We start from the raw sequence: 12805 nt of genomic DNA on the forward strand, positions 1-12805 counted from the left end.
GACGCGACGTGTCGCTGTTGGGTTGGCCAGACATAAACCACGCACGCGCGCGTCGGCGATTCTTGTGTCTGAGTTACGTGTCGCGGCGAAGGCGCCAGCGTTTCAGGGCAGACCGATGTTGCGGTAGCGCTGCAGCCGGGCGGCCAGCCGCTCGGAGGCGGGTATCCCGCGCAACGCCTGCACCTCGGCGGCGATGGCGCGTGAGAGTCGCCGCGAGAACTCGACGGGCTCGTCGGCGGCATCGGGATGTTCCGCGACGACGACGTCGACGATCCCGGACGCCAACAGGTCGGTCGACCGGATGCCTTGTGCGGCGGCAAGTTCGGCGGCGTGATCGGTGTCGCGGAAGACGATCGCGCTCGCGCCTTCCGGCGGTAGCGGCGCCAGCCAGCCGTGCAGCGCGGCCAACACCCGATCGGCCGGCACCATCGCCAGCGCCGGCCCGCCGCTGCCCTGGCCCAGCAGCACGGAGACCGTCGGGGTGTCCAGGGTCACCAGCTCGGCCAGGCACTGGGCGATCTGCCCGGCGAGCCCGCCCTGTTCGGCGTCGGCCGACAGCGCCGGTCCCGCCGTGTCGATCACCAGCACCAGCGGCAGGCGCAACTCGGCGGCCAGCGCCATGCCGCGCCGGACCTCGCGCAACGACGCGGGGCCCACGGTGCTCGCCCGGCCGCCCGCTATCCGCCGCTGGCCGAGCACCACCACCGGCTGACCGGCGAATCGGGCCAGCGCCAGCAGCGTCGTCGCCGCCTCTCCCCGGCCGGTCCCCGACAACAGCACCTGGTCGGTTGCGCCGTGCCGCAACAGAAGTCCGACGCCCGGCCGGTCCGGACGCCGCGATGCCACCACCGAATCCCACGCCGCGACGTCGGGTGTCGGTTCGGGTGGTGGCGGCGTGGGCAGCGGCCCGGGCGGGTCGGCGATGACGGTCATCGCTCGGTCCAGCGTCGGGCGCAGCTCGTCGAGCGGGATGACGTCGTCGATCACGCCGTGCCGCTGCAGGTTCTCCGCGGTCTGCACGCCCTCGGGGAACGGTTCGCCGTAGAGCAGCTGGTACACGCGAGGTCCGAGGAAGCCGATCAACGCGCCCGGTTCGGCGAGCGTGACGTGGCCCAGCGAGCCCCACGACGCGAAGACCCCACCGGTGGTCGGATTGCGCAGATAGACCAGGTAGGGCAGGTGAGCCCGGGTGTGCAGCCGGACGGCCGCGGCGATCTTCACCATCTGCAGGAACGCGACCGTGCCCTCTTGCATGCGGGTGCCGCCGGAGCTCGGCGAGGCCAGTAGCGGCAGCCCCTCGGCGGTCGCCCGCTGCACCGCCGCGGTGATCCGTTCGGCGGCGGCCACCCCGATCGAGCCACCCAGAAAGCCGAATTCGCAGACCACCACCGCGACCCGGCGCCCGAAGATGCGCCCTTCGCCGGTCAGCACGGATTCGTCCAGGCCCGTCGCGGCGCGGGCATTGGCCAGCTCTCGCGCATAGGCGGCGCTGGCCGGCACGGCGAGCGGCTCGCTGTCCCAGCGGATGAAGGAATTCTCGTCCAGGACCGCGTCGCGTAGTTGACCAGCCGTGATACGACTCACGTGACGAGGCTATATAGGGTGGCTGCCATGATCGGTGTCAGCCAGGCCGAAGCGGTTTTGACCATCGAGTTGCAGCGCCCCGAGCGCCGCAACGCCTTGAACTCCCAGCTCGTCGAGGAGCTGCGCGAGGCCGTGCTGAAGGCGGGCGACGGCTCCACCCGGGCGATCGTGCTGACCGGGCAGGGCACGGTGTTTTGCGCCGGCGCGGACCTGAGCGGTGACGCATTCGCCGCCGACTATCCCGACCGCCTCATCGAGCTGCACAGGGTCTTGGACGCCACCCTCATCCCGGTGATCGGCGCCATCAACGGCCCCGCCATCGGCGCGGGCCTGCAGCTGGCCATGCAATGCGATCTCCGGGTCGTCGCGCCGGACGCCTTCTTCCAATTCCCCACATCGAAATACGGTCTGGCCCTTGACAACTGGAGCATCCGGCGCCTGGCTTCACTGGTCGGTCACGGCCGGGCCCGCGCGATGCTGCTGGCCGCCGAAAAGCTGACGGCCGACGTGGCCCTGCAGACCGGGATGGCCAACCGCATCGGGACGCTGTCCGACGCCCAGGCCTGGGCCGCCGAGATCGCCGGCCTGGCCCCGTTGGCGATCCAGCACGCCAAGCGGGTGCTCAACGACGACGGCGCCATCGAGGAGGCCGACCCGGTGCACAAGGAGCTTTTCGACAAGGCGTGGGGCAGCCAGGACGTCATCGAGGCCCAGGTCGCGCGTATCGAGAAGCGGCCACCGAAGTTCCAGGGGGCCTGACGAGCCATGCGGGGGACGCTACGGCTGATCGCCGGCACGGCGTCGCTGGCGGGCGGGGGTTGGCTGCTGCGCGCGCTGCACGGCGCGCCGGACGCCCTCGGCGCCCACCCCGCATCGATCGCCGCGGCGACCGCGGGGTCCCCGAACTGTCGCGACGGCGTCTTCGTCAACCTCGAGCCCGCCTCGGAAACCAAGATGGACCGCGAGCAACTGCGGCTCATCGCGTGGGAGCTGGTGGGCAACCGGGGTGGAAGCCGGCCGCGCGGGCCGATCCCGCTGACGGCCCCCGGGGTCTTCCGCGCGGATCCGAGCGGGCTGGCCGTCAGCTGGTTCGGCCACTCCACGGCGCTGGTGGAAATCGACGGCTACCGGGTGCTCACCGATCCGGTGTGGAGCGACCGGTGTTCGCCGTCGGACGTCGTCGGGCCGCAGCGGCTGCACCCGCCGCCGATTCAACTCGAGGGGTTGCCCGCCGTCGACGCGGTGGTGATCAGCCACGATCACTACGACCACCTCGACATCGACACGATTCGGGCGTTGGCCCGCACGCAGCGGTCCCCGTTCTTCGTTCCGCTCGGTGTCGGCGCCCACCTTCGCAGGTGGGGGATACCCGAGCACCGCATCGTCGAGCTCGATTGGCACCAGAGCGCGACGGTCGACGAGCTCACCGTGGTGTGCGTGCCGGCGCGGCATTTTTCGGGGCGCTTCCTGGATCGCAACACGACGCTGTGGGCGTCGTGGGTCTTTCGCGGGCCGACCCATCGCGCGTACTTCGGCGGCGACACCGGGTACACGAAGAGCTTCGCCCAGATCGGCGCCGACCACGGACCGTTCGACCTGACCCTGCTGCCCATCGGGGCCTACAACACGGCGTGGCCCGACGTGCACATGAACCCCGAGGAGGCGCTGCGGGCGCACCTGGACGTCACCGACGGGGGGCTGTTGGTGCCGATCCACTGGGGCACCTTCCGGTTGGCCCCGCACCCGTGGGCCGAGCCGGTCGAGCGGCTGCTCGCCGCCGCGGAGCCCGAGCAGGTGAACGTGGCGGTTCCGGTGCCGGGCCAGCGCATTGATCTCGCGGCCCCGGTGAAATCGAACCCGTGGTGGCAGCTCTGATTCCGGAGTCCGGCAACCCCACCGCGTTAGAGTGCGCCATGACCAAACGCGCGGTCGCTGCCATCTCGGTGCTGCTCGGATTGACGGGATGCGGCTCCGCGCAGCCGACCGCCGGGGCCCCGTCCACACTGTCTGACGTCGCGCCCAACCAAGTGGCCGGCGTGGCGATTCCTGCCGGCCGCATCGACGATGCCGTCGCCAAGATCGACGGCCTGGTCGGCGACCTGATGAAGAACACCGGCGTGCCGGGAATGGCGGTCGCCGTCGTCCACGGCGGGAAAGTGTTGTACGCCAAGGGTTTCGGTGTCAAGGATGTGAGCAAGGGCGAGGGGCAAGGAAACAAGGTGGACGCCGACACCGTCTTCCAGCTGGCTTCGGTGTCCAAATCGGTTGGCGCGACGGTGATCGCGCACGAGGTCAGCGATCACGTCGTCACCTGGGACACCCCAGTGGCCGCCAAGTTGCCCTGGTTCACGCTCGGCGATCCCTATGTCAGTAGCCATGTGACCGTCGCCGACGTGTATTCGCATCGCTCCGGGCTGCCCGATCACGCGGGCGACAAACTCGAAGACCTGGGCTACGACCGTCGTCAGACCCTCGAGCGACTCAGGTATCTGCCGCTGGCACCCTTCCGGATCAGCTACGCCTACACCAACTATGGGATCACCGCCGGCGCGGAGGCCGTGGCGGCCGCGGCCGGCAAGTCATGGGAGGACCTGTCCGACGAGGCGCTCTACCGCCCGCTAAAAATGACGTCGACGAGCTCACGCTTCGCCGACTTCCTCGCCCGGCCCAATCACGCGGTCAACCACGTCAAGGTCGCCGGCAAGTGGGAGGCCCGCTTCCAGCGTGATCCCGATCCCCAGTCACCCGCGGGCGGCCTCAGCTCATCGGTCAACGACATGGCCCGTTGGCTGATGATGTTGCTGGGCAACGGGACTCACGACGGGCGGCGGATCGCCGCGCCGGAAGACCTGTTGCCGGCCATCAGTCCGCAGACGGTGTCGACACCCGCGACGACGCCCAAGGCGCGCACCGGGTTCTACGGATACGGTTTCAACGCGTCGGTCGATTCCTCGGGCCGCACCGAATACAGCCATTCCGGCGCTTTCGCTTTGGGGGCGGCGACGAACTTCGTGGTGATGCCCTCGGAAGACGTGGGCATCATCGCGCTGACCAACGGCGCGCCCTACGGCATCCCGGAAACCCTGACCGCCGAATTCATGGACCTCGTCCAATACGGCCAGATCCGCGAGGACTGGGGTCCCTTGTACCAGAAGGCGATCGGCTGGCTGAACAATCCGGTGGGCTCGCTGGTCGGCAAGCAGCCCCCGCCCAAACCCGCCCCGGCCAAGCCGCTTCGCGACTATGCAGGCGTGTACGCCAGCGACTACTGGGGCCCGGCCGTCGTGACCGAACGCGACGGCGCCCTGCACTTGGCGATGGGCCCGAAAAACCACACGGTCGCCCTCACCCATTGGGACGGCGACACCTTCACCTTCCCGCTGACCGACGAAAACGCCCCACCCGGAACGATTTCCAAAGCGGTCTTCTCCAACGACACCCTGAATCTGGAGTACTACGACACCGAGAAGCTGGGGACCTTCGCCCGATGAGCTCCTCACTGATCACCGGCCTGACCGACGCCGAGGTGGCGCAGCGGGTCGCCGACGGCCAGAGCAACGCCGTGCGGAAACGGGCGACGCGCAGCATCACCGATATCGTGCGGGCCAACGTGTTCACCCGGATCAACGCGATCCTGGGAGTGTTACTGCTGATCGTGCTGGCGACCGGCTCGCTGATCAACGGGATGTTCGGACTGTTGATCATCGCCAACAGCGTCGTCGGCATGGTCCAGGAAATCCGGGCCAAGCAGACGCTGGACAAGCTCGCGATCGTGGGTCAGGCGAAACCCGTGGTGCGCAGGCAATCCGGGACGCGTGCGGTCCCGCCCGAGGAGGTGGTGCTCGACGACATCATCGAGCTCGGGCCCGGCGATCAGGTCGTCGTCGACGGAGAGATCATCGAAGAGGCGAACCTGGAGGTCGACGAGTCACTGCTGACCGGTGAGGCCGACCCGATCGCCAAGGCCGTCGGCGACGCGGTGATGTCGGGCAGTTTCGTCGTTGCGGGCGCCGGCGCCTACCGGGCCACCAAGGTCGGCCCGGACGCCTACGCGGCCAAACTCGCCGAGGAAGCCAGCAAGTTCACGTTGGTGAAATCCGAACTGCGCAACGGCATCAACCGCATCCTGCAGTTCATCACCTACCTTCTGGTGCCGGCCGGCCTGCTGACGATCTACACCCAGCTGTTCACCACGCACGCGGGCTGGCAGGAGTCCGTGCTGCGGACGGTGGGCGCCCTGGTGCCGATGGTGCCCGAAGGGCTGGTGCTGCTGACGTCGGTCGCGTTCGCGGTCGGGGTGGTCCGGCTGGGCCAGCGCCGCTGCCTGGTGCAGGAGCTGCCCGCCATCGAGGGGCTCGCGCGGGTCGACGTGGTCTGCGCCGACAAGACGGGCACCCTGACCGAAAGCGGCATGCGGGTCGCCCGGGTGGACGAGCTCGACGAGGACGCGCACCGCGATCGGATCGGCGACGTGCTGGCGGCGTTGGCCGCCGCCGACCCGCGACCCAACGCGAGCGTGCGCGCGATCGCCGAGACCTATCACGAGTCGCCGGGCTGGACCGCCACGGCGACAGCACCTTTCAAGTCCGCCACCAAGTGGAGCGGGGTGTCCTTCGAAGGGCACGGCGACTGGGTGATGGGGGCGCCCGACGTGTTGCTCGAGCCGGCGTCGGCGGCGGCCGAACAGGCCGAGCGGATCGGGTCGCAGGGCTTGCGGGTCCTGCTGGTGGGCGCCGCCGACGTGGCCGTCGACCACCCCAGCGCACCGGGGGACGTCACCCCGGTCGCGCTGGTGGTGCTCGAACAGAAGGTCCGACCTGACGCCCACGAGACGCTGGAATACTTTGCCGATCAGGGTGTTTCGGTCAAGGTGTTGTCCGGGGACAACGCCGTTTCTGTCGGCGCCGTCGCCGACAAGCTCGGGTTGCGCGGCGAGACGATGGATGCGCGCCAACTCCCCTCGGACCCCGCGCAATTGGCCGACGCGCTGGACACCCACACCACCTTCGGCCGGGTGCGTCCCGATCAGAAGCGCGCCGTCGTACACGCCCTGCAATCGCGCGGGCACACGGTCGCGATGACCGGCGACGGCGTCAACGACGTCCTGGCCCTCAAGGACGCCGATATCGGCGTCGCGATGGGGGCCGGCAGCCCGGCTTCCCGTGCCGTCGCACAGATCGTCCTGCTGGACAACAGGTTTGCCACGCTACCGTACGTGGTCGGCGAGGGCCGACGCGTGATCGGCAACATCGAGCGGGTCGCCAACCTGTTCCTGACCAAGACGGTGTACTCGGTGCTGCTGGCGTTGTTGGTGGGCATCGAATGCCTGTTTTCCAAAGCGTTGAAAGCCGATCCGTTGCTGTATCCGTTCCAGCCGATCCACGTCACCATCGCGGCGTGGTTCACCATCGGAATACCGTCGTTCATCCTGTCCCTGGCGCCCAACATCGAGCGCGCCGAGCCCGGTTTCGTGCGCCGGGTGCTGAGCTCGGCGCTGCCGTCCGGGCTGATCGTCGGCACCGCGACCTTCGCGTCGTACCTGGCCGCCTACCCTGGCCGGCACGCCGGCTTCCAGCAACAGGATCAGGCGTCGACCGCGGCCCTGATCACCTTGCTCATGACGGCCCTGTGGGTGCTCGCGGTGGTCGCACGGCCCTACCAGTGGTGGCGGGTGGCGCTCGTAATCGTCTCGGGCCTGGCGTATGTGGTGATCTTCAGCCTCCCCCTGGCCCGCAAGCAGTTCCTGCTGGATCCGTCCAATGTCACGGTGACCGCGACCGCGCTGGGGATCGGTCTGCTGGGCGTAGCCGCGGTCGAGGCCATGTGGTGGATCCGCGCCAGGATGCTGGGCGTGCAGCCGCGGCTGTGGCGCTGAGCACAGCGAACTCGGCGCCGGCCGGTTTCACCGGGCAAGTACGATGCCGGAAAAAGGGAGGGCACATGGGATTCCTGGACAAGGCCAAGGATCTGTTGTGGCAGAACGCCGACAAGGTCGAGACGGCCATCGACAAGGCAGGCGAGTTCGTCGACGAAAAGACGCAGGGCAAATACTCCGACACCATTCACCAGGTGCAGGAGCAGGCGAAGAAGGCGGCCGGCGCCGCGGACACGGGCGACCAGCAGAACTGAGCCATGGCCAAGCTTTCCGGATCCATCGATGTCCCGCTGCCGCCCGAGGTGGCCTGGCAGCACGCCTCCGACCTGTCCCGGTACAAGGATTGGCTGACCATCCACCGGGTGTGGCGCAGCGCATTGCCCGACGAGATCGAGAAGGGCTCGGTCGTCGAGTCGATTGTCGAGGTCAAGGGCATGCCCAACCGGATCAAATGGACGGTCGTGCGCTACAAGCCACCCGAGGGCATGACGCTCAACGGCGACGGAGTCGGCGGGGTCAAGGTCAAGCTGATGGCCAAGATCCAGCCCAAAGGGGACGGCTCCCTCGTCAGTTTCGACGTGCACCTCGGTGGCCCCGCACTGTTCGGCCCCATCGGCATGATCGTCGCCGCCGCACTGCGCGGCGATATCGACCAGTCGCTGGAGAACTTCGTGACGGTGTTCACCCGGCCCGATCCGAGCAGCAACGGGCATCGCTGATCGCCCGCCGATGAGTTTTCGCCTCGGGCGCGGTCGATAGTGTGAACCCCCTTTCTTCCGGGGACACATCATCAGGAGGTCACCATGCCTATTCGTGACAGCGCCCCGCTGGGCGCCCCATGCTGGATCGATCTGACCACGTCCGACGTCGCCCGCGCCCAGGATTTCTACGGCACGGTCTTCGGCTGGACGTTCGAATCCGCCGGGCCCGAGTACGGCGGATATGTCAACGCAGCCAAGGGCGGCCACCCCGTCGCCGGGATCATGGCCAACCGGGCCGGGGCCGAGGCGCCGGACCGCTGGGTTACCTATTTCCACACCGCCGACATCCAGACCACGCTGGCCGCGGTGACCGGGGCGGGCGGTTCGGTCTGCATGGCGATGGAGGTGCCCGCCAAGGGCCATATGGGCCTGGCGACCGACCCCGCCGGCGCGACGTTCGGTTTGTGGCAGCCGCTGCAGCACCGCGGTTTCGAGATCATCGGAGCGGCCGGCGCCCCCGTCTGGCATCAGCTGACCACCCGCGACTACGGTGCGGCCCTCGACTTCTACCGCGACGTCCTCGGCTGGCGTACCGAATCCGAGTCCGATACCGACGAATTCCGCTACACCACAGCGTGGTTCGGCGACGAGCAATTGCTCGGCGTGATGGACGGCGCCTCGCTGCTACCCGAGGCCGTCCCGTCGAACTGGGTGACCTTCTTCGGCGCCGAGGACGTCGACAAGACCCTGCGAGTGATCGTCGACAACGGCGGCGCTGTGGTGCGCGACGCCGAGGACACCCCGTATGGACGGCTGGCCGCCGCGACCGATCCGACGGGCGCCCCGTTCAACCTGTCATCGCTGCAGGCCTAGCCGACGAGCGCCGCCACGCTAGGACGACGCTCGGTGCCGCGGACCGGCGGCGGAGTCGGTTAACCTCGCTACCATGACTCGCCGACTGCGCCCCGGTTGGCTGGTGGCGTTTTTCGCCGTGGTGGTTTCGGCCAGCGCGTGGCTGCCGTGGCTGAGGACGGCGGTCAACGGCGGGGGCTGGGCCAACGCCATCGGAGGCGCCCACGGCAACTTGGAACTGCCCCCGGGGTTCGGCGCCGGCCAGCTCATCGTGCTGCTAGCCTCGACCCTGCTGGTGGCCGGCGCAATGATGGGCCGAGGATTGTCGGTGAAGCTCGCTTCGGTTGCGGCGCTGCTGATTTCGCTGTTGATCGTGGCGCTGACGGTGTGGTACTACAAGCTCAACGTCAACCCGCCGGTGTCGGCCGAATACGGCCTCTACGTCGGTGCGGGCGGCGCGGTGTGCGCCGCAGCGTGCTCGATCGTGGCGGTGATCTCGGCGTTGGCGTCGGGACGGCCGCGGCGCTGAGCCCTCACGCCGACGGGAACTCGTGCTTCCCCGAAGCGGCGCTGGTGTCGGGCTCGTTGACGCCGAACACGAAGGGCGCGAATACGATCTCGCGCCCGTCGGGATCCCGATAGGTTATCGCGCCCGTGGCCGCCCAGTACGGGTGCTGGTCGACGGGTTCGACGCCCGCGTCGTGCAGGCGGGCGAGTGCGGCTCGTTGTGCTTGGGGGTCCGGAAAATAAAGACAGAGCTGTTCATGGGGGTCCACCGCGACGTCGTCGGCGGCCTGCACGATCTCCATGGTGAGGTTCCAGCTGGGGAGCCCGAAGATCGCGCCGTTGCTGCCGTAGCTGTCCTCGAACGTCTCGTAGAGCGGCAGACCGACGAGGTCGCGGTAGAACCGCACCGTCTCCGCGAAGTGCGAGGAGCGGCGCGCGAAGCGGATGCCGCCGATGGGGGCCAACTGCGGCGGCCAATGCGTCGTGCGGTGGTGCTTGTGCTGGTCGGTGCTCATCACAGTCCGATCGCGTCCGCGGCGGACTCGGCGGTGTCCCAGCGGCGCAGCTCGGAGCCGGGCGCCCAGGTCGAGTGGGTGCCGCTGGAGATCCGTTCCGGCAGTGGGAGTTTGCACACCGGCCCGTCGCCGGGGCGGGTGGCGTCGAACACGAGGCAATACGAGGCGTCCGTGTTCATGTCGGTGGTGAGCATGATCAGGTAGCCGTCGTCTTCGCCGGTGCCGCCGACGCGCGGTGCCATTGCGGTCTCGCTGCCGTAGACGCCGTCCCCGAACGAGAACCGCTCCTCGGTTCCGGTGCGCAGGTCGTGTTTGACCAGGCCGTCGAACAGGAACCAACCCGGCTTGCCCGTGGCCGCATAGACGTAGCGATAGTCGGCGGCCGCGTAGCCGGTGTTGATGGTGCCGAACTCGGTGACGGATTCGAACAGCCGCTCTTCGCGCACCTCGCCGGTGACCAGGTTGAAGCGCCACCGGTGCAGGCGTGCCTGCAGGCGATCCAGGGCTAAGAAGCGGAACAGTTTGTCCCACTTGGTTCCACCGGTATCGAGCGGGGAGGGGTCGCCTTCGAAGAATCCGTCGAGCACGATCTCGTCGCCATCCTCGTAGGCGTTGGTGAAGTGCAGCACGAACGTGGGGTCGGCCTCGAACCAGCGAATGTCCTCGGTCCCGCCGCGGCGCGGGATCACCGCGAACCGCGACGGGATGTCGGGGTGGAAGCGCGGCAGGTGCACGTCGTGCTCGAGCAGCTGAGGATCCCAGAACAACGGGAAATCGTTGAGAATGGCGTAGTTTTCGGTGAACGCCATGTCGTGGGGGAGGCGCGGACCGGGCAGCGGGATGTCGACGTAGTGAGTCAGTTCGTTGCGCTCGTCGACGACACCGTAATGCATGTACGGGTCTTGCTTGCTGTAGTTGAAGAACAGCAGTTCACCGGTTGCGTTGTCTACCTTGGGGTGTGCGGACACGCCCCACGCGGTCGGGAAGCGCCCGTTCCAGGACTCCTTGCCGAGCGTGTCACCCGAATACGGGTCGATTCGGTACAGGTCGCCGCACTGGTAGAAACTGCTCAGCGCGACGCCGCGATGCACGATGACGTCGGTGCTCGACGCGTCCTTCATCCGCGTTCGCGCGCCCCAGCCTTGCCGGCCCTGCGCCAGTTGCACGGGCTCGGCCAGCCCCGGCCACAGCGGCCCGCCGGCCTCGCTCTCGGCCAGGAGTCCGTCGGTGCGGATAAAACGGTTGCGGTAGAAGGCCTTTCCGTCGCGGAAGCCGACCACGTGCAGCATGCCGTCGCCGTCGAAGGGGTGATAGGTCTTGAACGCGGGGTGCAGCGGGTTCTCGGTGTTGCGCAGATAGACGCCGTCCAGGTCGCCCGGGATCTCACCCTCGACCGCGACCAGGTCGTCGGCGTCCCACTCGGTGGTCTGGGGACGCCACGGGCCCGTCCGGTAGGGGTGGTCGTCGTCCTCGGGAAGGGTGGACAGGAAGTTGCCGACGATCGCTACGTCCATCATCAGATGCCTTTGCTGACAACGAAACTCACCGTTGTGGCGGTGCTGCCGCCGAAATTGAGGGTCCCGAAGGTTTGCGCCCCGTCGACCTGATAGTCGCCGGCGGCGCCGCTGACCTGCTTGGCCGCGTCGAGCAGCATCCGCACCCCGGAGGCGCCCACCGGATGCCCGCCGCCGATCAGCCCGCCGCTGGGATTGATCGGCAGCCTCCCGCCGATCTCGATCTCGCCGTTTTCGATCGCCTTCCATGACTCGCCCGGGCCGGTCAACCCGATGTGGTCGATGGCCAAGTACTCGCTGGGAGTGAAGCAGTCGTGCACCTCGAACCCGTCGATGTCGTCGAGGCCGCGCCCCGCCCGGCGCAGCGCGTCGAGCACCGCCGCCCGCACATGCGGCAACACGTAAAGATCGTCGCCGGCACGGTCCAGTTTCTGCTGCAGCCCCAGCCCGACGGTGCGATGGCCCCAGCCCTCGATCCGGCCGATCGGATGCGCGTCGGGGTGGTTGCGCAGGTAGGCGTCGTTGACGAGCACCAATCCCGCGCCGCCGTCGGACATTTGGCTGCAGTCGAAGCGTCGCAGCCGGCCCTCGGTGATCGGGTTGGCGTCGTCGTCGTCGTCGGTGATGGGATCGGGGACGGTCCACCCGCGGGTCTGGGCGTTGGGGTTGCGGCGCGCGTTGGCGAAGTTGAGCTGGGCGATGGCCCGCAGGTGCGCGTCGTCCATTCCGTACCGGCGGTCGTACTCGTCGGCCACCCGGGCGAACATGGACGGCCACAGGTAGCGCGCGTCGGCCCCCTCGTGACCGGTCCACGCCGCGGCCCCCAGATGCTGCGCGGCGGTGTCGCCCGGGACCGTTTTCTCGAGCTCGATGCCCACCACCAGCGCGGTGTCGTAGGCGCCCGACCGCAGATCGGCCATCGCCGCCAGCGCCGCCACGCTGCCGGAGGCGCAGGCGGCTTCGTGGCGCGACGCCGGGGTGTCCCAGAGGCCGTCGCAGACCGTGGCGGGCATCGCCCCGAGGTGGCCCTGCCGGGCGAACATCTCGCCGAAGGCGTTGCCGACGTGCACCACTTCGATGCCGGCCGCGTCCAGCTTGGCCGTTGCCAGCGTCGCGTCGACGACCTCGGCGGTCAGCGCGGCGAAGTCGTGGCCTTCCCTGGTGAGGTTGCGAGCAAAATCGCTTTGGTAACCGCCGAGAATCCACACACCGGAGGAGCGATCCATACGCCGACGGTACTCCCGGGCGGGGCGGTTG

The 12805-nt window shown here is 68.6% G+C and carries 12 protein-coding genes; 8 read left to right on the plus strand and 4 right to left on the minus strand.

Going from position 1 to position 12805, the window contains the following annotated elements; all coding sequences use genetic code 11:
* Nucleotides 1-102: 102 nt before the first annotated feature.
* Nucleotides 103-1584 (minus strand): acetyl-coenzyme A carboxylase carboxyl transferase subunits beta/alpha, encoded by a 1482-nt coding sequence (locus K883_RS13480; RefSeq protein WP_014381857.1) that lies wholly within the window; start codon nucleotides 1582-1584, stop codon nucleotides 103-105.
* 27 nt (nucleotides 1585-1611) lie between these two features.
* Here K883_RS13480 and K883_RS13485 point away from each other — a divergent pair, with 27 nt between their 5' ends.
* The 8 genes from K883_RS13485 to K883_RS13520 all read left to right on the plus strand — a co-directional run bounded on the left by K883_RS13485 (nucleotide 1612) and on the right by K883_RS13520 (nucleotide 9541).
* The gene (locus K883_RS13485) at nucleotides 1612-2343 is read left to right on the plus strand and encodes an enoyl-CoA hydratase (RefSeq protein WP_014381858.1); all 732 of its coding nucleotides are present in this window, start codon (nucleotides 1612-1614) and stop codon (nucleotides 2341-2343) included.
* A gap of 6 nt (nucleotides 2344-2349) precedes the next feature.
* Nucleotides 2350-3459: an MBL fold metallo-hydrolase gene (locus K883_RS13490; protein WP_009957318.1), complete on the plus strand. Its 1110-nt coding sequence runs from the start codon at nucleotides 2350-2352 to the stop codon at nucleotides 3457-3459.
* Between the two features lie 38 nt (nucleotides 3460-3497).
* Nucleotides 3498-5075, plus strand: coding sequence for a serine hydrolase (locus tag K883_RS13495; RefSeq protein ID WP_014381859.1), 1578 nt, complete (start codon nucleotides 3498-3500; stop codon nucleotides 5073-5075).
* Complete coding sequence (locus K883_RS13500) at nucleotides 5072-7459, plus strand: cation-translocating P-type ATPase (RefSeq protein ID WP_014711030.1); 2388 nt, start codon at nucleotides 5072-5074, stop codon at nucleotides 7457-7459. The genes K883_RS13495 and K883_RS13500 overlap by 4 nt, the downstream gene beginning before the upstream one ends.
* Before the next feature lie 65 nt (nucleotides 7460-7524).
* The gene (locus tag K883_RS13505) at nucleotides 7525-7713 is read left to right on the plus strand and encodes an antitoxin (RefSeq protein ID WP_008253910.1); all 189 of its coding nucleotides are present in this window, start codon (nucleotides 7525-7527) and stop codon (nucleotides 7711-7713) included.
* Nucleotides 7714-7716: 3 nt separating this feature from the next.
* Nucleotides 7717-8178, plus strand: coding sequence for a type II toxin-antitoxin system Rv0910 family toxin (locus K883_RS13510; protein WP_008253911.1), 462 nt, complete (start codon nucleotides 7717-7719; stop codon nucleotides 8176-8178).
* Nucleotides 8179-8262: 84 nt separating this feature from the next.
* Nucleotides 8263-9033, plus strand: a complete 771-nt coding sequence (locus K883_RS13515) for a VOC family protein (protein ID WP_008253913.1) — start codon at nucleotides 8263-8265, stop codon at nucleotides 9031-9033.
* A gap of 73 nt (nucleotides 9034-9106) precedes the next feature.
* Nucleotides 9107-9541 (plus strand): hypothetical protein, encoded by a 435-nt coding sequence (locus tag K883_RS13520; RefSeq protein WP_008253914.1) that lies wholly within the window; start codon nucleotides 9107-9109, stop codon nucleotides 9539-9541.
* Between the two features lie 4 nt (nucleotides 9542-9545).
* Here the strand turns inward: K883_RS13520 and K883_RS13525 are convergent, their stop codons facing one another.
* The 3 genes from K883_RS13525 to K883_RS13535 are packed head-to-tail and all read right to left on the minus strand — an operon-like array spanning nucleotide 9546 to nucleotide 12774.
* A complete protein-coding gene (locus K883_RS13525; RefSeq protein WP_036454690.1) occupies nucleotides 9546-10034 on the minus strand; it encodes a VOC family protein in 489 nt (162 codons plus the stop codon).
* Complete coding sequence (locus K883_RS13530; protein WP_036454693.1) at nucleotides 10034-11548, minus strand: carotenoid oxygenase family protein; 1515 nt, start codon at nucleotides 11546-11548, stop codon at nucleotides 10034-10036. The genes K883_RS13525 and K883_RS13530 overlap by 1 nt, the downstream gene beginning before the upstream one ends.
* 2 nt (nucleotides 11549-11550) lie before the next feature.
* On the minus strand, nucleotides 11551-12774 hold the full coding sequence (locus tag K883_RS13535; protein WP_036454694.1) for an acetyl-CoA acetyltransferase: 1224 nt from the start codon (nucleotides 12772-12774) through the stop codon (nucleotides 11551-11553).
* Nucleotides 12775-12805 lie beyond the last annotated feature (31 nt).

The organism is Mycobacterium sp. TKK-01-0059 (assembly GCF_000709305.1).
GTDB lineage: Bacteria > Actinomycetota > Actinomycetes > Mycobacteriales > Mycobacteriaceae > Mycobacterium > Mycobacterium intracellulare.